Genomic DNA, 22,730 nt, shown 5'->3' on the forward strand with positions numbered 1-22,730 from the left:
GATCCGGCGGGTGGCGCGGACCGGGCGCGCGGCGGGGGGCAGGATGGCGGAGTGGACGAACACGACATGCTGCTCTCCCCTGCCGGCGTCGACGCGTTGCGCACCGCGCTGACCCGGGCCGGTTTCACCAGCAACGGCATCGCCGGCCGGCTCGGCTCGCAGGCCACCGGCGGGGTCGCGCGCAACGACTACCGGGCCGCGCTGCGGGCCACCGAGGACCGCGACGCGCTCGGCACCCTGATCCGGGTGTTCATCTGCGACCAGACCGAGTCGGAGGCGACAGTGGCCGCCGCGCTGGCGCCGCTGAGTGTGGCGGAGGCCGTGGCCGGCGGGCTGGTCGAACGGCACGGCGACGGCCTGCGCGCCGGCGTCGACCTGGAGCCGTACGGCGACGACTGGTGGGTGCTCGCCGACGTGCCGGCCAGCGCCCGACCGGGCCGACCGCTGCACTCCGAGCACGTGCTCGGCATCGGCGGGGCCACCCAGACCCTGATCGGGGCGACCGTCCGCCGGCCGGTCGGCACCGCGCTGGATCTCGGCACCGGCTCCGGCGTCCAGGCCCTGCACCTGGCCACCCACGCGGGCTCGGTGACCGCCACGGACCTCTCGGAGCGGGCCCTGCGCTTCGCCGCGACGACCGCCGCCCTGAACGGCCAGGACTGGGAGCTGCTGCGCGGCGACATGGTCGCACCGGTCGCCGGCCGCCGCTTCGACCTGGTGGTGAGCAACCCGCCGTTCGTGGTCGGCCCCGGCACCACCACGCACGTCTACCGCGACTCCGGCCGGGTGGGTGACGCGATCGGCGCCGAGCTGGCCGCCGCCGCCCCCGGTCTGCTCACCGAGGGTGGCACCATGCAGTACCTGGCGAACTGGGTGCACGTCGCCGGTGAGGAGTGGGACGAGCGGGTCGCCGGCTGGTTCGCCGGGACCGGCCTGGACGCCTGGGTGATCCAGCGCGAGGTGGCCGACCCGATGGCGTACGTCAACCTGTGGCTCACCGACGTCGGCGAGAGCGCCGACCCGGAGCGGATGGCCGCCTGGCTGGACTGGTTCGACGCGCACAAGGTGGAGGCGATCGGCTTCGGCATCGTGTCACTGCGCCGCGGCGGGCACGACGAGCCGGTGGTCCGGGTGGAGGACCTGCGCCAGCGGGTGCAGCCGCCGCTGGGCGACCAGGTGGGCGCCTGGTTCGACCGTCAGGACTTCCTTCGGGTACGCGACACCGAGGCGCTGCTCGCCGAGCGCTACCGGGCCGCCGACGGCCTCCAGCTGCGCCAGGAGGCCACCATGGGCGACGAGGGTTGGGCGGTGGACCGGCAGGTCCTCGCGATGCCGGACGGCCTGCGGTGGACCGAGGAGGTCGACCCGCTGGTGCTGGCGCTGGTCGGCGGGGCCGACGGCCGGCTGCCGTTACGTGACCAGCTCGCCCTGCTGGCGGCGGCGCACGAGGTCGAGCCGGACGAGCTGGCCGAGGCGGCGGGGCCGATCGTCGCGCACCTGGTGGAGCGGGGCTTCATCGCGCCGGTGACCGGCTGATGCGGGCGGTGGTCCAGACGGTCGGCCGGGCCAGCGTGACGGTCGACGGCGCCGTGGTCGGCGCGATCGAGGACGGGCTGCTGGTGCTGCTCGGGGTGACCCACACCGACACGCCGGAGACCGCCCGGACGATGGCCCGCAAGGTGCACGAGCTGCGGATCCTCGACGACGAGCGGTCCGCGGCCGACAACGGTGCCCCGGTCCTGGTGGTCAGCCAGTTCACCCTCTACGGCGACGCCCGCAAGGGCCGCCGTCCGAGCTGGACGGCCGCCGCCCCGGCCGAGGTGGCCGAGCCGCTGGTGACCGCGGTCGTCGAGGCGCTTCGCGAGCGCGGCGCCAAGGTGGAGACGGGCCGCTTCCGCGCGCACATGCTCGTCGAGAGCGTCAACGTGGGCCCCCGCACGATCCTGCTCGACCTGTAACCGCATGCCGCGCGTCCCTCTTCCCCGCTGATCTAGGGCATATCGTCGCTAGTGGATCTCCAACAACGACGATATGCCCTAGATCGCGGGGCATTCAGGTGCCCGACAAATGGACGCGAATCGCCCTCGCGTTGCTCCGGACGCGACTACGGTCAGACCAGTGGCCGATGACCTCAGCGCGGTGGAGGCACTCAAGGCGGACCCGACCCTGTCCGGGTTGCGCCGCTCCCTGGAGGCGTACTACGGCGACCCGGCCCGCGACGCGGCGATGGACGCGTTCTACGCGCCCCTGGTCCGCCCAGGGGACCTGGTCTTCGACGTCGGCGCGCACGTGGGCGACCGGCTCGGCAGCTTCCGGCGACTGGGCGCCCGCGTGGTGGCCGTCGAGCCGCAACCGCTCTGCGCCCGGGCCCTGCGCGCCCTCTACGCGGATGACGACCGGGTGACCGTGGTGGAGGCGGCGTGCGGGGCGCGTGCCGGGCCGGTGCGGCTGCACGTCAACTCGGCGAACCCGACGATCTCCACGGCGTCGGCGGGTTTCCTGCAGGCCGCCGAGGGGGCCGGCGGCTGGGAGGACGAGATCTGGGACGTCGAGATCGAGGTGGCCGGAACCACACTCGACAACCTGGTCGCGGCGCACGGCGTGCCGGACTTCGTGAAGATCGACGTGGAGGGGTTCGAGGACGCCGTGCTGGCCGGGTTGAGCCGCCCCCTGCCGGCGCTGTCCTTCGAGTTCACCACCATCGAACGGGACCTGGCCGCGCACTGTCTGGACCGGCTCACCCGGCTGGGCTTCACCGCGTTCACCGTGGCGCTCGGCGACGAGATGGCGTTCGCCCTTGATGGCTGGCGGCCGGCGGGCGAGGTGGCGGCGTACCTGCGGGCGCTGCCCCACGAGGCCAACTCGGGCGACGTCTACGCCCGCGCCCGGCCCGCCTGACCCGCCTGGCGGACGGCAGGCAACGGCGAAGGCGGCGGATGCCCTCGGCCCCGCCCACCGAGCGTCGGTGAGACCGTGCCGCCGCCCCTGCCGCTACCTCATGATCACCGGAGGCCGGGCCGAGGGGTGGGTCAGGAGAAGAGGCCGCGGCGGGAGAGGGACTGGCGGAGCCAGCCGTCGAGTTCGGCGGTCCAGTCGGTGCGGTCAGCGGTGGCGTGGTCGACAGTGAAACGACCGAAGGCGTCCCGGCCCTCGGTGAAGACGCCGCCGCGCTTGTCGACCTCCAGCACCACCTGCATCTGCTGCTGGTCGGCGATGAAGGTGACCTCCAACTGGTTGATCGAGCGCGCGTACTGCGGCGCCGGGCTGAACTCGATCTCCTGGTAGAACGGCAACGTCTGCCGGACGCCGTAGATGTGCCCACGCTCCACATCGGCGCGGGCGAACCGGAACCCCAGCCGCAGCAACGCGTCGAGCAACCGCTCCTGCGCCGGCAACGGGTGCACCGAGACCGCGTCCAGGTCACCCTTGTCGACCGCGCGGGCCACCTCCAGCTCCGTACGCAGCCCCATCGTCATACCGTGCAGGTGCTGCCCGTACAGCTCGGTGACCGGCGTCTCCCAGGGCACGTCGAAGCGGAACGGGATGTCGTGGCGCTGCGCGGGCTCCAGCCGGAACGCGCCGGTGACCCGCTGGCGGTGGAACTCCTGGGTGGTGTCGTAGTCGTTGTCGCCGCTCTCCACCTCGACCCGGGTGACCAGCCCCAGCGTCACGTGGTCGATGTCGACCTGGTGGTCGCCGCCGACCACCTGGATACGGCCCTCCAACTGACCGCCCGGGCGGCAGTTCGGGTTGGCCAGCACCGTCTCCACCGACGGGCCGCCGACCCCCATCGCCTTCATGAGCCGCTTGAAGACCACGCGGTCCTCCCCCTCCTGTCGTCGTCGGCCATGGTTGGCCGACCGTCGGCACGGTAGCCGGGGCGGGCAACGACGCACCGGGGCGACACACCGGGCCCGCTACCCGACCGGATTCCTGTCGGGTGCCCGATCGCCTCACTCCCGTTTTACGTCCCGCCCGCCAAGCTGTGTGTCACACCGGCACCACTGGGCCGGAGACACGGCACAGACGTGGACACGGGGAGAGACAGAGATGGTCCTGCAGATGACGGAAAACCGGACGCGCCCGGCCGCCAGCACCGACACCGACGGGGTCACCGAGGTCCTCGTCGACCTGGACGCCACCGACGAGCGCGGCATCTCCACCGACCTGGTCCGGGCGTACCTCAACGGGATCGGCCGGACGAAGCTGCTGACCGCGGCGCAGGAGGTCGACCTGGCCCGGCGGATCGAGGCCGGCCTGTTCGCCGACGAGAAGCTGGCCACCTGCACCCCCGTCTCACCGGAGCTGCGGGCCGATCTGGAGCTGATCGTCGCGGAGGGCCGGGCGGCCAAGAACCACCTGCTGGAGGCGAACCTGCGGCTGGTGGTCAGCATCGCCAAGCGCTACACCGGGCGCGGGATGGCGTTTCTCGACCTGATCCAGGAGGGCAACCTCGGCCTGATCCGGGCGGTGGAGAAGTTCGACTACGCCAAGGGCTACAAGTTCTCCACGTACGCCACCTGGTGGATCCGGCAGGCGATCACCCGCGCGATGGCCGACCAGGCCCGCACCATCCGCATCCCGGTGCACATGGTGGAGCAGGTCAACCGGATGGTCCGGGCCCGCCGCGAACTCGCGGTGACGCTCGGCCGCGAACCGACCGTCGCCGAGGTCGCCCGGGCGCTGGACATCCCCGAGTTCCAGGTCATCGAGCTGATCTCCTACGACCGGGAGCCGGTCAGCCTGGACCAGGCCGTCGGCGACGACGGCGAGAGCGCGCTCGGCGACTTCGTGGCCTCGGTGGACCCGCGTGGTGAGCCGGGCGACGCGGCCGCGCAGGGCGAGCTGCGCAACGAGGTGAGCATCGTGCTGGCCACTCTCTCCCAGCGGGAGCAGGCGGTCATCCGGCTCCGGTTCGGGCTGGACGACGGCCGGCAGCGCACCCTGGACGAGGTCGGCCGGGAGTTCGGCCTGTCGCGGGAGCGGATCCGGCAGATCGAGAAGGTGACGCTGCTGAAGCTGCGCGCGCCGGAGCGGGCCCAGCGCCTGGAGGCGTACGCCTGCTGACGCACCTGCTCATGGAAGGCCCTGGCGGTTCGCCGGGGCCTTCCATGCTGTCGGGGTGCTTGACCGGTGGCAGCATCCACGGTAAAACCATGTGGTTATAAAACCAGGAGGTTATACGTAGTGGGCACCGAACTGCTGGACGCGACCTTCGCGGCGCTGGCCGACCCGACCCGACGGGCCATCCTCGCCCGGCTCGCGGCCGGGGAGGCGACCGTGACAGAGCTGGCAGCACCCTTCGCGATGAGTCAACCGGCCATCTCCAAGCACCTCAAGGTGCTGGAGCGCGCCGGCCTGGTCAGCCGGGGGCGGGACGCCCAGCGCCGGCCCTGCCGGCTGGAGGCCCGACCGCTGCGGGAGGCAACGGCCTGGCTCGCCGATTACCGCGACTACTGGGCGGAGAGCTATCAGCGCCTCGACGCCCTGCTGGACGAACTCCAGGCCGTCGACGAAACCGCCACCGAGCGCCGCCGCCCCCAACCGGACGGGACCGACGGATGACCGGCATCGACGACCCGCTCGTCGTACACACCCCCGACGACCGGGAGATCGTGCTGAGTCGGCTGTTCGACGCACCGGCACACCTGGTGTTCGCCGCCTTCACCCAGCCCGCACTGCTGGTCCGGTGGTACGGCGCGCGCGGCTGGCGACTGGCGGAGTGCGACGTCGAGCTGCGGGTCGGCGGCCGGTGGCGGTTCGTGTCACTGGGGCCGGAAGGGGCCCGGATGGTCCAGGCTGGGGTCTACCGGCAGATCGAGCCACCGCACCGGCTGGTCTGCACCGAACTCTTCGACGACCAGTCCTACCCCGGCGAGACGCTGGTCAGCCACGCGTTCACCGAGCTGGCCGGACGGACGACCGTCACCACCACACTGCGCTACGCCACCCCCGAGGGACGGGACACAGTGCTGCGCTACCCGATGGCCCGTGGCGTCGGGCAGAGCTATACGCGGCTCGCCGACCTGCTGCACCTGACAACGACGACGCGAGGAGAGACACCGTGAACTGGACGCTCGAAGTGGTGATCGTGCCGGTCTCCGATGTGGACCGGGCGAAGACGTTCTACGCCGACCAACTCGGCTTCACCGTCGACCACGACACGGTGATCGGCGACGACGCGCGGATCGTCCAGCTGACCCCGCCCGGCTCCGGCTGCTCGGTCGTGATCGGCAAGGGCGCCGTGCCGGACATGCCGCCGGGCTCGCTCAAGGGACTGCAACTGGTGGTGCCCGACCTGGAGCGGGCCCGCGCCGAGCTGGTCGAACGGGGTGTGGACGTCAGCGAGATCCAGGTGTTGGGCGCCAGCCCGAGCCCCACGCCGCACCCGCTGGACAACGTCGGCTTCGTCTTCTTCACCGACCCGGACGGCAACGCCTGGGCCATCCAGCAGATCTCCAGCCGAGCCTGATCCGCCGCACGCCGGCCCTCGCACGACGGCCCCAGTTAAGAAGGGGCCCTTCCTCTACCGGAGGCGTTAAGAAGGGGCCCTTCCTTACAAGCGGCGGGGGCCGGTGTCGGGGCGGGCGGTTGCGCCGCCGACCCGCACCTGCGCGTGCAGGACCGATATGCCGTCCGGGCGGGCGAGCACCGGGTTGAGGGTCAGCGAACGCACCCGGGGCTGCTCGTCGGCGAGCTGACCGACCCGCAGCAGCAGGTCCGCCAGGGCCGCCCGGTCGACCGGGGCGGCACCCCGGTGCCCGCGCAGCAGCGGCGCCGCGCGGGGTTCGTCGACCAGCTCGGCGGCGTCCCGGTCGGTCAACGGCACCGCACGCCAGGCCCGGTCGCCGAGCAACTCGGTGGCGACGCCGCCCAGACCGAAGCCGACCACCGGCCCGAACGCCGGATCCTCCACCAGCTCCACCACGCAGGCCACACCGGGCGGAACCATCAGCTGCACCAGGACGTCCGCGCCGAAGACCACCGCCAGCTCGGCGTACGCCCGGCGTACCGCCAGCTCGTCGGGCAGGTCGAGCCGGACGGCGCCGAGGTCGAGCCGGTGCCGCAGCCCCGGGGCGGCGGCCTTGAGCGCCACCGGGAAGCCCAACCGCGCCGCCGCGTCGGTCGCGCCATCGACCGAGTCGACCGGCACCGACGCCACCACGTCGATGCCGTACGCGGCCAGCAGCGCGGTCGGGTCGGTGGCGTCGGCGCGCAGCGCGGCCTGTGCGGCAGCCCGGTCGATCCGGGGCAGCTCGGGTGCCACCCCGGGCTGCCGGCGCAGCCACTCGGCGTACCGGTGCACCCGCGCCAGGGCCCGCACCGCCTCCTCCACGCCGCCGTACGCCGGCACCCCCGCCGGCAGTCGGCCGACCAGGACGGTGGCCACGGTCGGCTTGCCCAACGCGAGCACCGCTGGCAGCGCGGCAGTGACGTCGGCGTCCACACCTGTCAGTTGGCCGGGCAGCGGCGGGGCGAAGACGACCACCAGGGCGTCCACCCGGTCGTCGCCGGCCGTCTCGGCCAGGGCGGTCGCGAACTCGGCAGCTCCGGCCTGCGGCCCGACGTCGCGAGGGTACCCGTCCACGACGGTGAGGCCCTGCCCCGCGCAGGCGCTGGCGGCCAGGCCGGTGAGTGCTGAGGAGTTGCCGACCACGCCGACCCGGCCACCGGCGGGCAGCGGCTGGTTGGCCAGCAGCACCCCCACGTCGAGCAGCTCCGGCACGGTGTCCACCCGGATCACCCCGGACTGGGCGAAGAGCGCGGCCACGGCCACCTCGTCCGGGCCGGCGGTGTCGCCCACCCCCACCGGGCGGGCCGACGAGGCCAGCGCCACGACCGGTTTGGCCCGGCCGATCCGCCGCGCCAACCGGGCGAACTTACGCGGATTGCCGAAGGTTTCCAGGTACAACATGATCACGTCCGTGCCGGGGTCGTCCTGCCAGTACTGGAGCAGGTCGTTGCCGGAGACGTCCGCCCGGTTGCCGGCCGAGACGAAGCTGGACAACCCCAGGCCGCGCCGGTCAGCCTCGGCGAGCAACGCCACCCCGAAGGCGCCGGACTGGCTGAAGATGCCGACCCGCCCGGCCGGCGGCAGCGCCGGGGCGAGGGTGGCGTTGAGGCGTACCGCCGGGTCGGTGTTGGCCACGCCGAGACAGTTCGGGCCGACCACCCGCATCCCGGCGGCGTGCGCCGCGCGGACCAGCGCCCGTTGCGCCGCCGCACCCTCGGCGCCGGCCTCGGCGAAGCCCGCGGAGATGACCACCAGGCCGTGCACGCCGGCGACCGCCGCGTCGGCCACCACCGCGGTCGCCACCTCCGGCGGCACCGCCACCACCGCCAGGTCCACCGGCACCCCGGCGTCGACCGCCGACGGGTACGCGGGCAGCCCCGCCACGGTCGACGCGCTCGGGTGTACCGGCACCACCGCGCCGGTGAAGCCGCCGTCACGCAGGTGCCCGAGCACCGCCGCGCCGACCCCCTGGCCGGTCGCGCTCGCGCCGTAGACGGCGATACCACGCGGGGCGAGCAGCCGGGCGATCGAGCGGGCCTCGGTGCGGTGCTCCCGGCCGCGCTGCACCTCCAGGGTGGCCTCGGTGGGCGCGATCGGGAAGTTGAGGTGCACCACCCCGTCGGCGAACTCGCGCTGGACCTGGTAGCCGAAATCGGCGAAGACCCGCAGCATCTGCCCGTTTGCCGGCAGCACCTCGGCCACGAAGCTCATGATGCCGTTACGCCGGGCGGCGTCGGCCAGGTGCTCCATCAGCACCGAGCCGATGCCCCGACCCTGGTGGGCGTCCTCCACCACGAAGGCGACCTCCGCCTCCGGGGCCTGCGGTCCCAGCCGTTCATAGCGGCCGACCGCGACGATCCGGTCGCCGGCCAGCACCACGAACGCCTCCCGATCGTGATGGTCGACCGTGACGAAACGGATCAGATCCCGCTCGGGGATACGCGGATACGGCGAGAAGTAGCGCAGGTAGCGGGTGCGTTCGGAGAACCTCCCGTGCATCGCCACGATGGCCGGCGCGTCCTCCGGCCTGATCGGTCGCAACTGGACGGTGCTGCCGTCGCTGAGCAGCACGTCCAGCGGTTGGTCCACGGTGGTCACCGGCGCGGTCCTCCCCCGGCCCGGCTCAGTCCCGCGGATCGTACGGGTCGAGCCCGAGCAGCGGGAAGACCGTCTTGCGGGTGGCCGCGATCGCCCGGTCCACCGCGTTCGGCTCGCCGGTCGGCTGCCACGGCTCGTACGACGGGTCGGCGTCGTCGGTCATCCGCAGCGGCACCTCCCGGCCGGGATGGCGGGCGGCGGCCAGCTCCCGCCAGCGCGGCGGAGTGAGCGTGGCCGGGTCGAGCGGGTCACCGGTGGCCACGGCCAGCAGATGGCTCCAGGCCCGGGGCACCACCTCGACCAACGCGTACCCGCCGCCGCCGGTGGCGACCCAGCGGCCGCCGCACAACTCGTCGGCGAGCGCCCGCAACGCCACGTAGGTGGCCCGCTGCCCATCCACCGTCAGGTTCAGGTCGGCGAGCGGATCCAGCCGGTGCCCGTCGGCGCCGCACTGGCTGACCAGCACCTGCGGCCGGAACGCGCGCAGCACCGACGGCACGATCGCGTGGAACGCCCGCTGCCAGCCGGTGTCGTCGACGCCCGGCGGCAGCGGCATGTTGACCGCCGTGCCCTGCGCGCCCGGACCACCCGTCTCGTCCGGGAAACCCGTGCCCGGGAACAGCGCCAGCGGAGTCTCGTGCACGCTGACCGTGAGCACCCGAGGGTCGTCCCAGAAGATCTGCTGCACCCCGTCGCCGTGATGCACGTCCACGTCCACGTACGCGATCCGCTCGGCGCCCAGGTCGAGCAGGCGGGCGATGGCGACCGCCGGGTCGTTGTAGACGCAGAAACCCGAGGCCCGGGCGGGCATCGCGTGGTGCAGGCCACCGGCCACGCTCACCGCCCGCCGCGCCTCACCGCGCCAGACCGCCTCGGCTGCGGCCACCGTGGCACCGGCGACCAGCGCGCTGGACTCGTGCATCCCGTCGAAGACCGGGTTGTCGGAGGTGCCCAGCCCGTACCCGGCGAAGAGCGGGTCGTGCGGCGCGGCGCGCACCGCGGCCAGGTAGGCCGGGTGGTGCACCCGGGTGAGCAGGGCGTCGTCGGCGGGCTCCGGCTTGACCAGGCGGACCCCGGGACGGTCCAGGATGCCCAGCTCGCGGGCGAGCGCGACGGTCAGCTCCACCCGGACCGGGTCGAGCGGATGGTCACCCATGTCGTAGGCGAGCAGCGACTCGTCCCACACCACCACAGTGTCGTCGGACATGAGCCCATCGTCGCACGAGGACCGTCGCCGGCCCACCACACGCGCTGCTCAGCGGCCAGGTGTCGGCCCGGAGGCGACCGGCCGGGTCGGGTCGGCCACCCAGTTGCTCCACGATCCGACGTAGAGCGCCGCGTCCGGCCGGCCCGCCAGGTGCAGCGCGAGCACGGCCTGCGCGGCGGTCACCCCGGAGCCGCAGTACGCCCCCACCGACCGCGCCCCGGTCACCCCGGCGGCGGCGAACCGTTCGCGCAGCACGTCGGCGGACGGGAAACGCCCGTCCGGGCCGACGTACTCCCCGGCGGGCAGGTTCGCCGCGCCCGGGACGTGCCCGGCAACCGGGTCGATCGGCTCGACCTCACCCCGGTAGCGGGGGGCGGCCCGGACGTCCAGCAGGACGGCGTCGTCCGCGGCCGCCAGCGCGGCGGCCTGCCCGGCGTCGAGCACCGGAAGATCCCCGGGGCGCACCTCGACGTCGCCGGGGGCCGGGGTCGGCGCCGCCGTGGAGACGGATCGACCGGCGGCGACCCAGGCCGGATAGCCCCCGTGCAGCACGCGGACGGGACGATGCCCGGCCCAACGCAGCGTCCACCAGGCCCGGGCGGCGGCCAGCCCGTCGCCGCCGTCGTATACCACCACTGGGTGACCGGCCCGGACGCCGGCGGCCCGCAGCGCGGCCTGCAACGCGGCCGGGTCGGGCAGCGGGTGCCGGCCGCCCGCGCCGGGCGGCCCGCAGAGCGCGGTGTCCAGGTCGACGAAGACCGCACCGGGCAGGTGACCGGCCAGGTAGTCGTCGCGGCCGGGCGGGCCGGCGAGCCGCCAGCGGACGTCGAGCAGGGTGGGCGGGTCGGCGCTGTCGAGCTCGGCGGCGAGCCGCTCGACCTCGATCAGCGGCTCCTGATTACCGGACATGGCGACCATCCAACACCATCCTGGTCGTCGGCTCGCGGGTCGGCGGCGGTCGATCGCCCGTTCTCCGAGGTAGCATCGTGCACCGGAGGGCCGCTGACGTCATGAAGTCTCACGACCTGGTCGACACGACCGAAATGTACCTGCGCACCATCCTCGAGTTGGAGGAGGAAGGTGTGCCCCCGCTACGCGCCCGGATCGCCGAGCGGCTGAAGCAGAGCGGTCCCACCGTGAGCCAGACCGTCGCCCGGATGGAGCGCGACGGCCTCCTCACGGTCGAGGGCGACCGGCACCTGATGCTCACCGCACAGGGTCGCGGCACAGCCGTGTCCGTGATGCGCAAGCACCGCCTCGCCGAGCTGCTGCTGGTCAACGTCATCGGGATGCCCTACGAGGAGGCCCACGAGGAGGCCTGCCGCTGGGAGCACGTGATGAGCGACGCCGTGGAGAAGCGGGTGTACGACCTGCTCAACCGGCCGACCCGCTCCCCGTACGGCAACCCGATCCCGGGCCTGGAGGAGCTGGGCTCGCCGGAGGCGGCGCCCACCGAAGCCGGCGAGGGTGAGCGCAACCTGGCCTTCCCCGGTCTGTCCGGGCCGGTCGTGGTGCGCCGGATCTGCGAGAGCGTGCAGACCAACGCCGACGTGCTGCGCCAGCTGCACGCCGCCGGCGTCGACCCGGGTGCCACGGTGACGGTGGCCCAGGAGCGTGACGGGGTGTCGATCGACCGCTCCGGCGACCGGGTCCGGCTGCCCCGCGAGGTCGCCTCCCGGGTCTTCGTCGCCGCCAGCTGACCAACCGCCGGCCAGGAGGGCGGCGCCGGCGTCACAGCGCCTTGGTGTCCACCTTCTTGGCCAGCGCGATCAGATCGCCGGTCAGCTTCTCGGCCGCCGAACGCTGGGCGCCGCGCGCCGTCGTCCAGCTCAGCGTGGCCAGCCGCCCCTCGCTGGCCAGCCACCCCACCTCGGCGACCGGCCCGCGCCCGCTCGCCGCCGCGATGGTCCGCCGGTACGCCTGCTGACCCAGCCCGGTCACCTTCGTCGCCTTGTCGGGTACCACGTCCGCGCCGAAGGTGGTCTTGTCGATCTTGGCGTCGGTCACGCTGAGCGTCAGCTCCGGCAGCGTCGCGCCCTCGGCCCGGACCACGCAGGCGTACGTGTCGCTCCGCTCACTGGCGGCCGCCACGTCGAACCGGACCTTCAACAGCTGCTCGATGAGCGCGAAGTCCAGCAGCCGGCAGGCGCCGCCCGAGGAGGCCGCCGCCACGTCCACCGCGATCGGCGCCGGAGGCGGCACCGCCACCGGCTCGGCCTTGGCTGCACAGCCGCTCAGCAGCAGCCCCGCCAGCCCGGCGACCACGATCCGCCCGCGCACGCTCCACCCTCTCGCCGACCGACGGCGGAAGGTGCCCGCCAGATCTCCGTCGGACACCGTACGGGGTGTCCCGGTCCGGCGGAAGCCCTCGTTCGGCGGGTCCGCCGCGGCCCGGCCGGCGCTCATCCGGCCGGTTGGTCATCCACGTACGGGCAGTGCCGGCAGCCGCGTCCGCAGCAGGTGCCGCGGGCAGCCAGGAAACCGGCGCTGAGCACGAACAGCCCGGTCGCCGGGTCGAGGTAGCCGGCCTCCCCTGCCGCGAGCGCGGCCGAGTGCGCGGCGAGGATCCGGGCCCGGTCCGGGTGCTCGGGCGGCAGCCGGGACGGGTGCGGCTCGGTGAGCGGCCGGTCGGCCAGGGGTCGTCGCTCTCCGGTCACCGCAGCAGTCTAGGGACGCCGTAGGAACGCGCGCCCCGTGGTCAGCCGTGCCCGACCAGCGCGGCGGCCACCTCGTCCCGGTTGGCACCGGCGGCGAGCAGCAGGCGCAGCAGCACGCGCGCCTTGTACGGGTCGAGCAACCCGCCGTTGAGGAGCCCGCGCCGTTGCAGGTCGGTCTCCGAGCCGACCGCCCCGTACGTGTGCCGCAGCACCGACCCGGCCCCGGATCGGGAGGTGAGCACGACCGGCATCCGGCCGGCGAGACCCCCGAGCACGGGAGCCAGGGTCGCGGGCACGTGCCCCACCCCGAAACCGGCGACCACCAGGCCCTGGTGGGTGTCGGCGAGCCCGTCCAGCAGCAGCCCGTCGTCGTCCATCGTCACCACGTACAGGGCCACCCGGGTCGCGTCGAGCCGGTCCGGGTCGACCCGCGGCAGCGGCTCGTGCCGCTGCGGCCGGGTCAGCACCCGCACCACCCCCTCGATCACCTGCCCGATCGGGCCGGCGTTGGGCGCGGCGAAGGTGGCGGTGCTGGTGCTGTGCGTCTTGCGCAGCCAGCGGGCGGCGTGCACCTCGTCGTTGACGGCGACCAGCACACCCAGGTCACGGGTGGCCGGCGCGGCGGCCACGCGCAGTGCCGCGAGCAGGTTCGCCGGCCCGTCCGCGCCGGCCAGGGTGGGGTTGCGCATCGCGCCGGTGAACACCAGCGGGGCGGCGTGCGGCCAGACCAGATCGGCCAGGAACGCCATCTCCTCCAGCGTGTCGGTGCCCTGCGTGACCACCACGCCGGTCGCGCCGCCGGTCACCGCCCGGGACGCCTCCCTGACCACGTCGAGCAGCTGGCGGCCGGTGAGGTGGGCGCTGGGCACCGCGTGGGTGTCGCGCACGTCCACGGGTACGCCCAGCTCGGCGAGGCCGGGCACGGCGGCGGTGAGGTCCGCGCCGGTGAGCCGGGTGACCACTCCCGTCCGGCGGGCGTCGACGCCGCCCATCGCGATCGTGCCGCCGAGGGTGATCAGGGCGATGGACACTCGTGGACCTCCGTTCCGCGGCCGGGGCGCCGGCGGCCCTGGGACCGTACCCGCCCGGCCGACCGGCTCGGCGACCCGACCTGGCTGCGCGAAAAGCGGTGTCGTGTGCGATCGCGGCCCGGGTAGCGTCCGCGGGCCGCCGTCCGGCGGTACGTGTGACCGCACAGACAGGAAGCGCCTCGTGACCCAACAGGTGACCCGGACCCCGGCGGACACGACCGGGCCCGGCCCGTCGCTGTGGCGCAGCAGGAACTTCCTGCTGCTCTGGGGTGGTCAGACGGTCAGCGAACTGGGCACCCGGCTCGCCGGAGTGGCGGTGCCGCTGCTCGCCGCCGACACCCTGAACGCCAGCGTCTTCCAGGTCTCCCTGCTGACCGTCCTGGCCTGGTTGCCGTACCTGCTCTTCTCGCTGCCAGCGGGCATCGTCGCCGACCGGGTCGACCAGCGGCGGCTGATGATCGGGTGTGACCTGGGTCGGGCCGCGCTCATGCTGTCGCTGCCGGTGGCTGCCCTGGTCGGCCAGCTCACCCTGCCCTTCCTGTACCTGGTGGTCGGGCTCGGCGGGGTGCTCACCGTGCTGTTCACCGTGGCGTACAAGAGCCTGCTGCCCCGGCTGGTGCCGGCGGACCTGCTGGTGGACGGCAACGCCAAGCTCACCATCAGCCAGGATGCCGCCGAACTGGTCGGCCCGACGGTCAGCGGCGCGTTGATCGGGCTGGTCGGCGCCGCCCGGACGTTCCTGACGAACGGATTCGCCTTCCTGGTCAGCGCGCTGACGTTGATCCTGATCCGGGACGAGCCGGTACGCCGCGAGCCGGCCCCCCGCGTGCCACTGGCGGTGGAGCTGACCGACGGGATCGGCTTCATCCGGCGGCAACCCATCCTGGTCAGCATTCTGGCCTGCACCACCTGGTCGAACTTCTTCGTGATGGCGTCCGCGTCGATCGAGGTGACCTTCCTGGTTCGCGTGCTGCACGCCAACCCGGTGCAGGTGGGGTTGGTCTTCTCGGTCAGCGCGGTCGGCGGGCTGATCGTGGGGGTGCTGGCCGCCCGACTGTCGGCCTGGCTCGGCTCGGCCCGGGTGATCTGGGTGGCGATGGCCGCGCCGGGCCCGTTCTACCTGCTCATGCCACTGGCGCAGCCCGGCTGGGGGGTGCTGCTCTACGGGGTCGGTCTGGCCGCGTTCTCGGCAAACGCGGTGCTGTTCAACGTGGCGGCGATGTCGTACCGGCAGCGCATCACCCCGCCGGCGATCCTCGGGCGGGTCAACGCGGCGTTCCTGTGGATCTGCTTCGGGGTGATTCCGCTCGGCGCGCTGACCGGTGGCGCGCTCGGCACCGCGCTGGGACTGCGCGGGGCGCTGTGGGTGTGCGTACTGGGCACCTGGGCCGCCTGCCTGTTCGTGGTGTGCTCCCCGCTGCGCCGGATGCGGGACCTGCCGGCGGTGCCGCTGAAGGGTCCGACGGTTTCGTCGTAGGCGACCTTGCGCTCGGCGGGGCCGACCTGGCCGCCGTGGCGGGCGGCCCCGGCCCCCAGTTGTGGTCCTTTGCTCTGCTTCATCGGACGCAACACTTTTCGGCGCTAACCGTTGCGTGGACTGAAGCAGAGCATTAGGGCGCGTAGCAGGGTACCGCCGGGATGTGGCCGTCGACTGCCGCTGGTGTTGGCTTGAGTCTCCAGTGGGGGGAGACAGCAGGGTGGGGGCATGAACGACGAAACGCGCTATTCGATCGGCGAGCTGGCCCGGCGGACCGGCCTGAGCGTCAAGACCATCCGGTACTACGCCGACCGTGGGATCGTGCCGCCGACCGGGCGGACCCCGGCCGGCTACCGCCACTACGGCCCGGACGCCGTCGCCCGGCTGGAGCTGGTCCGGACGTTGCGCGACCTCGGCGTGGACCTCGCCGCCATCCGGCGGGTGGTGGACCGCGAGGTGCCGTTGGCGGAGGTGGCCGCCGCGCACGCCGAGGCGTTGGCGGTGCAGATCCGCGTGCTACGGCTGCGCCAGGCGGTGCTCACCGCAGCCGCTCGGGGCGGCGGAGGAGCCGAGCAGATAGAGCTGCTGCACACCCTGGCCCGGCTCTCCGGGCAGGAGCGTCGACGACTGGTCGCCGATTTCCTCGACGCCGTCTTCGACGGCCTGGCCACCGCACCGGCGTACCCGGGGATCATGCGGTCGCTGACCCCGGAGCTGCCCGACGATCCCAGCACCGAGCAGGTGCAGGCGTGGGTGGAGCTGGCCGAGCTGGCCCAGGACGCGGACTTTCGCGCCAGCATGCGGCGGCTGGTGCGGCAGTACGCCGCCGACCACGACGTCCCGGGGCTGCCGCGCCCGGACGCCGTCGCGGTGGTCCGCGACGCGGTGGCCCCCGCCCTGGCGGCCGGCCTGGACCCGGCCGGGCCCGAAGCCGACTCCGTGATCAGGGCCGTCACCGCCCGCTACGCGGGCCTTCGAGCCAGTCCCGACGACGCCGACCTGCGCAAGCGGCTGTTGGACCGGCTGGACGCCGCGAACGACCCCCGCCGGGACCGGTACCTCGACCTGCTCGCAGTGATCAACGGCTGGTCGGGCGGCGGCGCGGTGGCACCAGCACTCGACTGGTTCAGCCGTGCCCTGCGCGCCCGAATGCCGTCGCCGGCCCGCTGAACTGTTCGGCGGCCGCAGCACGGCCGGGTCGGCTCGCGGCGTCAGGCGAACCAGGTGATCGCCTGGCCGTGTCCCCGGGTCCAGGCCAACGGCGTGCCGTCCAGCGCGAGGACGTTGTACAGCCCCTCCTCGGGCGACTCCGGCAGCACCTCATGCGGCAGCACCTCCGGTGCCTCGTTGGCGACCCAGTGCCCGGGCAGCCCACGGACCAGCCGGACGAACGCCTCCCGACGCGGCGCGGACACCTGGTAGAGCACGGAGGTGTGGAAGACCACGAGGGTCGCTCCGGCCGGCGCCCGCGCCGCCAGCGCCGGCAGGTCGTCCACCAGGTCGCCGCGTACCAGCAACGGCGGATCGGCCGCGGCGACCGCCGCCGCGGCCCGCAGCCGGGCCCGCCGGTGCTCGTGCTCCGGCCAGACGAGCGCGTCCAACCAGGACACGTCGTCGGGGTCGGTCACGTCGAGGGGGTTGAGGTCCAGGCCGGCCCGCCACACCACCTCGGGTACGCGTGCCGGCGGGACAAACCCAGTGGCCGCGCACTCCAGGACCGGCTCGCCGGAGCCCACCCGATGCTCGCCGTAGCGGTAGGCGTACCGGTCGGGATAGAGGCAGAGCCCGGCGGACGCCCCGACCTCCAGCAGAGCGAGGGGCTGCGGCAGCGCGGCGAGCACCGGCAGCAGGACCGCACACCGACCGGCCTCGTTGGTCTGGGTGGCCCGAGTCCGCATCTGCGCCTCGATGGCCGACCAGTTCGCCACCGCGTACTCGTGGAACGCGGCCGGGTCCTCGACCGGGCCGCCGAGCCACCGGACAACACCGAACAACAGGTTCGGCTGCCGCTTGGCCGGCGGAAGCCCGTCGAGCAGGGCGAGCAGGGCATCGTCGCGGGACACCGCCAGGGACAGCCGCTCGTACGCGGGCGAGACCCCGCGCACCTCGCGGCCGGCGAACGTGGCGTACGCCTCAGCGGTCGTCATGCCCTGATCGTCGCAGCCACCCACGGGTGATTCACACCCCGTTTCCCGTGGCCCGTGTCACCAATGCTCCGCGCCTCCTCGTAGAGTTCCGCGGCGGCCGGGACGCTGATCCCCAGCTCAGCTGGCCGCAAAGGGGAGGAACTGGTCGTGCGGGGTGACGGTGTCCGGGTACTGATCGTCGGCGGCGGTGTCGCCGGGCTGGCGACGGTGGCCGCGTTGCGGGACTGGGGCGCGACGGTCGACGTGGTTGAGCGGGCACCTGGGCCGGACGACTCCGGTACCGGCATCTACCTCACCGGCAACGCGACCCGGATGCTCGACGTACTCGGTCTGCGGGAGCCGATCCTCGACGTCGCCGTGGAGATCACGCGGCAGCGCAGCGCCAACCAGCGCGGACGCCGCCTCTTCGACATCGACGTGGCCGCACTGTGGCAGGGCGTCGGGCCCTGCGCCTCCCTGCCGCGAGCGCAGTTGCACCGAGCCCTGCTCGCGGGCGTCGGCGACGCGCCGATCCGCTGGGGCCGCCAGCCGGTCGCGCTCGCCGAGGAGGGCGCCGTGATCGCCGTCGAGTTCGACGACGACAGCACCGCACGGTACGACCTGGTGATCGGCGCCGACGGCGTGAACTCGACGGTCCGGCGGCTCGCCTTCAACGGTCGGACGGCCCGCGACCTCGGCCAGTACGCGTACCGGTGGGTCGCTCCCCGAATCGACGACGAGCCGGTCTGGTCAGTGCAGTTGGGGCGCGGTAGGCAGTTCCTCACGATCCCGATCAGCGACGAGCAGACGTACTGCTACTACAACGACGGCCCGGTGGCCGACCGGCCCGGCTGGCGCGACGAGTTGGGGGCAACGTTCACCGAGCCGGCCGCGATGATGCTCAAGGCCCTCGACTACGTCACCAGCACCCTGCACGCCGGGCCGAACCAGGAGGTCGTCCTCGACTCCTGGTCCCGAGGGCCGGTGCTGCTGATCGGCGACGCCGCTCACGCCACCTCGCCGAACATGGCCCAGGGCGCGGCGATGGCCCTGGAGGACGCCGTCGTGCTCGCCGATTCACTGGCCGCCGCCGGGAACATCGCCGAGGCGTTGCACGGGTACGAGATGCGCCGCCGCCCGCGTACCGACTGGGTGCTCAGCCAGACGCACCGCCGGGACAAGGCCACCGGGCTGCCGCCCGCGCTGCGCGACCTGGTGCTGCGCCGCCTTGGCGAGCAGATGTTCCGGTCGAACTACGGGCCGCTGTTCACCCAGCCCTAACGATCAATGGCGTGGTTTCCTGCGCCGGGAGATCTCCTCCAGGTGCTGGCGCTGGTGCTGCCGGACCATCTCGTCCCAGACCTCCTGGTCGTAGTCCGGGTCCGGCGGGATCCACCTGTGCGAGTTGTCGCTGTAGTGGAACCGCTCGTCGCCCCGCCGGATCAGACTCACCGGACCCAGCCCAGGAAGCGCCGGTGCAGCAGCCCGGCGGGCACCCAGGTGAGATCCTCAGCGGCCCAGACCAGGTAGGACCCCATGTAGAGACCCAACGACACCGGTGCGCCGTCGAACTCGGCGCGCCGCTCGGTGCGCCGGTGTCTGGCAGGGCCAGGGCGCGTCGCGGCCACCACATGTCCACACCGGAAGGACCGGGCCATGGGTGGTCACGGCTGCTCCTCCCCTGGCCAGTGGCCTCGCCGGATCGGGATGCGGTGCCGGGCTCGACACGGCAGGTCCGCACCGCAGCGACAGGTTCGCCGCCACCGTCGCCACGACCAGACCGGCCGGTGCCGCCGCGCCAGGGTCAGCGCCACCGCCAGCAGGTAGTCGTCGTACGGCACCCGATCCGGCATCAGACCTCGCAGCTATCGCTGTGCCCACTGATGGCTTGTCAATCTGTAATGAGCAATAGTCAACCACAAGTCGCGCCTATTTTCAGGCCGTGAAGCGACCGCGCTTGTACGGGCCTGGCGAGTTGACCGCCCTGTTCGGCGTGTCGCGGCAGCGGGTACTACAGATCACCCGCCGACCCGGCTTCCCTGAGCCGATCGCTCGCCTGATCGGAACGACGATCTGGGACGCGGACGAGGTGGACGAGTGGGCCAAACACAACCGCCCACCACGCCCAACCGATGGCGACGAAGACCGCTGATCCGGCGTCTCAGCTCGTGTTCACCCTGGCCAAGACCAGCGCGCCAGCAGCGGGTCGAAGCCCCTGACCGGTGGATCGGATGGGCCCGCCGCAGCCGCATCGACGTGTTCGTCGACCTGCAACGCCGCGTGAGCCGTCACCGCGACGCCATCCTCGCCTCCATCGGACACGGCCTGTCCAACGGACGCATCGAGTCGGTCAACGCCAAATCCGCCTGATCACCCGGATGGCCTTCGGATCCCACTCACCCAACGCCCTCATCGCCCTGGACATGCTCAACCGCGGCGGCCACCGACCCCAACTCCCCCGCCGATGACCACCCGACCCACACACCCAGCACGAGACCCATAAATATGACTCACAGGCATCATGGGCAACGGCAACATGCCCTCCGCCAGAGTCCGCGAGGACCTGGAAACGGCGCTGCCCCGACCTCCGATCACGGAGGTCGGGGCAGCGCCGCGGTTCGCGTATGTCAACTGTACCTGACCGATCTTGAGGTGTCCCCCTGACTTCGGGGTCCCCTCCGGTGCGGCGCATGTCCCTCTATGCGGAGGTCGCGTCCTTGATCACCGGGTCGGCACGGCCCAGCATACTGTCCCCTTGCGTCTCGCGGAAGCAAGACATGCGGACGATCCATGCAACGGTGCCGCCGGAATCAATCATCGCGTAGATCCGCGTTCGACCTGAGCGCTGCCGGCCATGCCCGGCGCCGAGGCTCGATGGTTAGGCCGTCGAGTTCACTTACGCGGTCCCATCAGCCGCTGGATCTCGTCGGCCACCTTGGGCGACGTCAGTGGCGCCCAGCGGGCGAAGAGGTCGCGGAAGTAGTCGCCGTGTTTGACAAGCAGCGCCGGACTCTGCTCGATGACGTCGAGTTCGTTGACGATGCTCAGATCCACGAACGACCCAATGAGATGGGACTCGAGAACCCTTCTCTGCCCGGTGAAGCGATCATGCACGGTGGAGGTGGTGGCCAAAGCCGGCCAGGTACGGTCACGGTCACAAGCCCCGTACAGGTATACGAGTGCCTCGGCTTCCAGTCCGATCACGGCTCGGAGCAGGTCCCGATCGGTCCAAGGGATCAGCGCCAGGTCGAAACCATCCGTGCTGTAGGCAGCATGGGTGAGACCGGCCAGCTGCACGGGTGGGGCAGCACCGGCTGCCGCGAGGCGCTGTTCGACGCGACACAGGTGGGAGTAGAGAGTGCCGCCGGGATGCTCGATCGCTTCCGTGCCGTGCTCTCGCAGAAACGCCCGCGCCGCGCTGCCGAAGGTCATAGGCGTGACCCTAAGCGCGTCAACGCGCACAGGGGTGTTCCCTGGCGCTGCCTGATAGATCACAGTGCGTCCGAGTGAACCGCTGACGTGCGAAGTCGTCTGCGTTTTCACGCGCCCGGAGACCTCGATCGATGTGAACCGGTGCACTCAGTCTTGCTCACCGTGTGGTCGGCCGGGTTGGGTCGGCGCATGGCTCTCATCGCATACGACAACGTGGACGCAGCGGCGTTCGAGGAGACCCGGCACCTGCGAGATGATGACCTCGCTACCTGGCGTGCCGCGATCGGCCGGCACTTCGAGCCCCGATCCGGGGCGCGCCTGCTCGACCTTGGATGCGGCACCGGCAGTTGGGCACGGGCGTTCCGCACCTGGTGGCCCGGCATAGACGTCATGGCAGTCGAGCCCTCGGCAGCGATGCGTGAGCGGGCGATGTTTCAGCCAGTCGCGGCCGGCGCGGCCGACGACATCCCGCTCCCGGACGCAAGCCTCGACGGGGTCTGGCTCTCCACCGTGATCCACCACGTTCCCGACCTGGAAGCCGCCGCCCGCGAGATCCGGCGGGTGCTGAAGCCGGGCGCACCGGTGCTGATCCGCTCCGCGTTCGCCGGCCGGCACGAAGCGATCAACCTGTTCCGCTGGTTCCCGGAAGCCGTCGCCGTGTTGGACCGCTACCCGAGCATCCCCAACGTCGAGGCGGCGTTCGCCACCGCCGGCTTCACGACGACCGGCTGCGAACCAGTCCCACAAGTGACCGCCCAGTCGGTGGCCGATGCCGCCGCCGGCCTGCAGCGCGAGGCGCATACGCCGCTGCAGTTGATCAGCGACGAAGCCTATGCGGCGGGCGTAGCCCGTCTGCAGGAGGCCGCACGAACCGAGTCCGGCCCGGTCGTCGATGCCCTCGACCTGCTGGTACTCCGGTGACCACCCGGCTGGCAGTGGTCACCGGCAGCAGCCGAGGGCTCAGCGCGGCCCTGACCGAGCATCTCGCCGACCAGGGTTGGAACGTCGTCGCCTGTGTCCGCACAGAGTCCGCAGCCGTGTCGATCAAGCGGGCCGGCGTTGAACCTGTTCTGCAGGACGTCCGGGCACCGGTGAGCGAGGCCCTTCTGGCGGCTGTCCGGGGACGGCCGATCGATGCGCTGATCAACAACGCCGGCATCGGAGCTCCGGCCCGCCCGCTGGCGGACTGCGACCCGCAGACGATCCTGAACGCCGTTGACGTCAACGTCGCGGGTCCGATGCGTCTGACTCAGGCCATGCTGCCGATGCTGCTGGCCGCGCCCGCACCGCTGATCATCAACGTGTCGTCCCCGGCTCGGTTCGCTGGCTGCGCAGGCCGCGGGCGACTTCGCCGGCCGACGGACCAGCTACGCCTACCGCATCTCCAAAGCCGCTCAGAAAATGCTGACGGTCGCCCCCGCTCGGGAACTTGCTGGTCGCGTACGGTGCTGGGCTGTCCATCCGGGCAGCCTCACCACCGCCATGGGAGCGGGCGACGCGGACACGTCGCCCGGCGAGGCCGCCGCCCGGCTCGGCCAACTGCTGGACAGCTCCGTCAGGTGTCGTTGCCCGCCGAACCCAGGTCGTGTCCGCGTCGTGAGCAACGGAAAGTCCCCCGGACGCTATCGTCCGGGGGACATCCCTTTGGTCAGACTCGCCGATGACCCTTGGATCTCAACGCACCCCTG

Annotated in this window: 26 protein-coding genes and 1 pseudogene; 15 read left to right on the forward strand and 12 right to left on the reverse strand. The window is 72.6% G+C overall.

Annotated elements, in window-relative coordinates; translation table 11 throughout:
- The first annotated feature begins 51 nt into the window (after positions 1–51).
- The 3 genes from GA0070607_RS05020 to GA0070607_RS05030 all read left to right on the forward strand — a co-directional run bounded on the left by GA0070607_RS05020 (position 52) and on the right by GA0070607_RS05030 (position 2,898).
- Complete coding sequence (locus tag GA0070607_RS05020) at positions 52–1,536, forward strand: DUF7782 domain-containing protein (RefSeq protein ID WP_172898988.1); 1,485 nt, start codon at positions 52–54, stop codon at positions 1,534–1,536.
- Positions 1,536–1,958, forward strand: a complete 423-nt coding sequence (gene dtd, locus GA0070607_RS05025) for a D-aminoacyl-tRNA deacylase (RefSeq protein WP_089017116.1) — start codon at positions 1,536–1,538, stop codon at positions 1,956–1,958. Before GA0070607_RS05020 ends, dtd begins: the two co-directional genes overlap by 1 nt.
- Positions 1,959–2,067: 109 nt before the next feature.
- Positions 2,068–2,898 carry an FkbM family methyltransferase gene (locus tag GA0070607_RS05030; protein ID WP_231930851.1) on the forward strand — a complete coding sequence of 277 codons (831 nt, stop codon included), beginning with the start codon at positions 2,068–2,070 and terminating at the stop codon, positions 2,896–2,898.
- A 131-nt stretch (positions 2,899–3,029) separates the two neighbouring features.
- Here GA0070607_RS05030 and GA0070607_RS05035 read toward each other — a convergent pair whose 3' ends face one another.
- Positions 3,030–3,818 (reverse strand): sporulation protein, encoded by a 789-nt coding sequence (locus tag GA0070607_RS05035; protein ID WP_089017118.1) that lies wholly within the window; start codon positions 3,816–3,818, stop codon positions 3,030–3,032.
- A gap of 244 nt (positions 3,819–4,062) precedes the next feature.
- Here GA0070607_RS05035 and sigB point away from each other — a divergent pair, with 244 nt between their 5' ends.
- From sigB to GA0070607_RS05055, 4 genes are all read left to right on the forward strand, one after another.
- Positions 4,063–5,067 carry an RNA polymerase sigma factor SigB gene (gene sigB / locus GA0070607_RS05040; RefSeq protein ID WP_172898989.1) on the forward strand — a complete coding sequence of 335 codons (1,005 nt, stop codon included), beginning with the start codon at positions 4,063–4,065 and terminating at the stop codon, positions 5,065–5,067.
- 120 nt (positions 5,068–5,187) lie between these two features.
- Positions 5,188–5,565: an ArsR/SmtB family transcription factor gene (locus GA0070607_RS05045; RefSeq protein WP_089017120.1), complete on the forward strand. Its 378-nt coding sequence runs from the start codon at positions 5,188–5,190 to the stop codon at positions 5,563–5,565.
- Positions 5,562–6,068 carry an SRPBCC family protein gene (locus GA0070607_RS05050; protein WP_089017121.1) on the forward strand — a complete coding sequence of 169 codons (507 nt, stop codon included), beginning with the start codon at positions 5,562–5,564 and terminating at the stop codon, positions 6,066–6,068. Before GA0070607_RS05045 ends, GA0070607_RS05050 begins: the two co-directional genes overlap by 4 nt.
- The gene (locus GA0070607_RS05055) at positions 6,065–6,472 is read left to right on the forward strand and encodes a VOC family protein (RefSeq protein WP_089017122.1); all 408 of its coding nucleotides are present in this window, start codon (positions 6,065–6,067) and stop codon (positions 6,470–6,472) included. Before GA0070607_RS05050 ends, GA0070607_RS05055 begins: the two co-directional genes overlap by 4 nt.
- Positions 6,473–6,556: 84 nt before the next feature.
- Here the strand turns inward: GA0070607_RS05055 and GA0070607_RS05060 are convergent, their stop codons facing one another.
- The 3 genes from GA0070607_RS05060 to GA0070607_RS05070 are packed head-to-tail and all read right to left on the reverse strand — an operon-like array spanning position 6,557 to position 11,228.
- Positions 6,557–9,112: a bifunctional acetate--CoA ligase family protein/GNAT family N-acetyltransferase gene (locus tag GA0070607_RS05060; protein WP_089017123.1), complete on the reverse strand. Its 2,556-nt coding sequence runs from the start codon at positions 9,110–9,112 to the stop codon at positions 6,557–6,559.
- A gap of 25 nt (positions 9,113–9,137) precedes the next feature.
- Complete coding sequence (locus tag GA0070607_RS05065; protein WP_089017124.1) at positions 9,138–10,319, reverse strand: acetoin utilization protein AcuC; 1,182 nt, start codon at positions 10,317–10,319, stop codon at positions 9,138–9,140.
- A gap of 48 nt (positions 10,320–10,367) precedes the next feature.
- Positions 10,368–11,228 (reverse strand): sulfurtransferase, encoded by an 861-nt coding sequence (locus GA0070607_RS05070; protein ID WP_089021669.1) that lies wholly within the window; start codon positions 11,226–11,228, stop codon positions 10,368–10,370.
- Between the two features lie 101 nt (positions 11,229–11,329).
- Between GA0070607_RS05070 and GA0070607_RS05075 the strand changes: the two genes are divergently transcribed.
- Positions 11,330–12,019, forward strand: a complete 690-nt coding sequence (locus GA0070607_RS05075) for a metal-dependent transcriptional regulator (RefSeq protein WP_089017125.1) — start codon at positions 11,330–11,332, stop codon at positions 12,017–12,019.
- A 31-nt stretch (positions 12,020–12,050) separates the two neighbouring features.
- On the opposite strand, the gene GA0070607_RS05080 is transcribed toward GA0070607_RS05075, so the two are convergent.
- The 3 genes from GA0070607_RS05080 to GA0070607_RS05090 form a co-directional block, all read right to left on the reverse strand.
- Positions 12,051–12,599 (reverse strand): hypothetical protein, encoded by a 549-nt coding sequence (locus GA0070607_RS05080; protein WP_089021670.1) that lies wholly within the window; start codon positions 12,597–12,599, stop codon positions 12,051–12,053.
- Positions 12,600–12,721: 122 nt separating this feature from the next.
- A complete protein-coding gene (locus GA0070607_RS05085; RefSeq protein ID WP_089017126.1) occupies positions 12,722–12,976 on the reverse strand; it encodes a DUF5522 domain-containing protein in 255 nt (84 codons plus the stop codon).
- Between the two features lie 41 nt (positions 12,977–13,017).
- Positions 13,018–14,007 (reverse strand): asparaginase, encoded by a 990-nt coding sequence (locus GA0070607_RS05090; protein ID WP_089017127.1) that lies wholly within the window; start codon positions 14,005–14,007, stop codon positions 13,018–13,020.
- Positions 14,008–14,188: 181 nt separating this feature from the next.
- Here GA0070607_RS05090 and GA0070607_RS05095 point away from each other — a divergent pair, with 181 nt between their 5' ends.
- Both GA0070607_RS05095 and GA0070607_RS05100 read left to right on the forward strand, forming a co-directional pair.
- On the forward strand, positions 14,189–15,484 hold the full coding sequence (locus GA0070607_RS05095; protein ID WP_157743086.1) for an MFS transporter: 1,296 nt from the start codon (positions 14,189–14,191) through the stop codon (positions 15,482–15,484).
- Positions 15,485–15,712: 228 nt separating this feature from the next.
- Complete coding sequence (locus tag GA0070607_RS05100) at positions 15,713–16,654, forward strand: MerR family transcriptional regulator (RefSeq protein ID WP_089017129.1); 942 nt, start codon at positions 15,713–15,715, stop codon at positions 16,652–16,654.
- A 41-nt stretch (positions 16,655–16,695) separates the two neighbouring features.
- Here the strand turns inward: GA0070607_RS05100 and GA0070607_RS05105 are convergent, their stop codons facing one another.
- Complete coding sequence (locus GA0070607_RS05105) at positions 16,696–17,631, reverse strand: DUF2332 domain-containing protein (RefSeq protein ID WP_089017130.1); 936 nt, start codon at positions 17,629–17,631, stop codon at positions 16,696–16,698.
- A 147-nt stretch (positions 17,632–17,778) separates the two neighbouring features.
- Here GA0070607_RS05105 and GA0070607_RS05110 point away from each other — a divergent pair, with 147 nt between their 5' ends.
- Positions 17,779–18,891 (forward strand): FAD-dependent monooxygenase, encoded by a 1,113-nt coding sequence (locus GA0070607_RS05110; RefSeq protein WP_231930852.1) that lies wholly within the window; start codon positions 17,779–17,781, stop codon positions 18,889–18,891.
- 3 nt (positions 18,892–18,894) lie between these two features.
- On the opposite strand, the gene GA0070607_RS32725 is transcribed toward GA0070607_RS05110, so the two are convergent.
- From GA0070607_RS32725 to GA0070607_RS05120, 3 genes are read right to left on the reverse strand one after another with little or no spacing between them, the layout of a single operon-like run.
- Positions 18,895–19,062 (reverse strand): hypothetical protein, encoded by a 168-nt coding sequence (locus GA0070607_RS32725; RefSeq protein ID WP_172898990.1) that lies wholly within the window; start codon positions 19,060–19,062, stop codon positions 18,895–18,897.
- The gene (locus tag GA0070607_RS05115) at positions 19,059–19,238 is read right to left on the reverse strand and encodes a hypothetical protein (RefSeq protein ID WP_231930854.1); all 180 of its coding nucleotides are present in this window, start codon (positions 19,236–19,238) and stop codon (positions 19,059–19,061) included. Before GA0070607_RS05115 ends, GA0070607_RS32725 begins: the two co-directional genes overlap by 4 nt.
- Positions 19,239–19,274: 36 nt before the next feature.
- Positions 19,275–19,463: a hypothetical protein gene (locus GA0070607_RS05120; RefSeq protein ID WP_089017131.1), complete on the reverse strand. Its 189-nt coding sequence runs from the start codon at positions 19,461–19,463 to the stop codon at positions 19,275–19,277.
- Positions 19,464–19,585: 122 nt separating this feature from the next.
- Here GA0070607_RS05120 and GA0070607_RS05125 point away from each other — a divergent pair, with 122 nt between their 5' ends.
- Both GA0070607_RS05125 and GA0070607_RS05130 read left to right on the forward strand, forming a co-directional pair.
- Positions 19,586–19,762, forward strand: coding sequence for a DNA-binding protein (locus GA0070607_RS05125; protein WP_231930856.1), 177 nt, complete (start codon positions 19,586–19,588; stop codon positions 19,760–19,762).
- A 59-nt stretch (positions 19,763–19,821) separates the two neighbouring features.
- Positions 19,822–20,078, forward strand: a pseudogene (locus GA0070607_RS05130) (transposase); the annotation flags it as partial.
- A gap of 424 nt (positions 20,079–20,502) precedes the next feature.
- Here GA0070607_RS05130 and GA0070607_RS05135 read toward each other — a convergent pair.
- A complete protein-coding gene (locus GA0070607_RS05135; protein ID WP_089017133.1) occupies positions 20,503–21,042 on the reverse strand; it encodes a DUF6817 domain-containing protein in 540 nt (179 codons plus the stop codon).
- A 189-nt stretch (positions 21,043–21,231) separates the two neighbouring features.
- Between GA0070607_RS05135 and GA0070607_RS05140 the strand changes: the two genes are divergently transcribed.
- Both GA0070607_RS05140 and GA0070607_RS34070 read left to right on the forward strand, forming a co-directional pair.
- Positions 21,232–21,963, forward strand: coding sequence for a class I SAM-dependent methyltransferase (locus GA0070607_RS05140; protein ID WP_089021672.1), 732 nt, complete (start codon positions 21,232–21,234; stop codon positions 21,961–21,963).
- 14 nt (positions 21,964–21,977) lie between these two features.
- The gene (locus GA0070607_RS34070) at positions 21,978–22,706 is read left to right on the forward strand and encodes an SDR family NAD(P)-dependent oxidoreductase (protein WP_408630893.1); all 729 of its coding nucleotides are present in this window, start codon (positions 21,978–21,980) and stop codon (positions 22,704–22,706) included.
- Positions 22,707–22,730: the final 24 nt, after the last annotated feature.

Origin of the sequence: Micromonospora coriariae (assembly GCF_900091455.1) — a bacterium.
GTDB lineage: Bacteria > Actinomycetota > Actinomycetes > Mycobacteriales > Micromonosporaceae > Micromonospora > Micromonospora coriariae.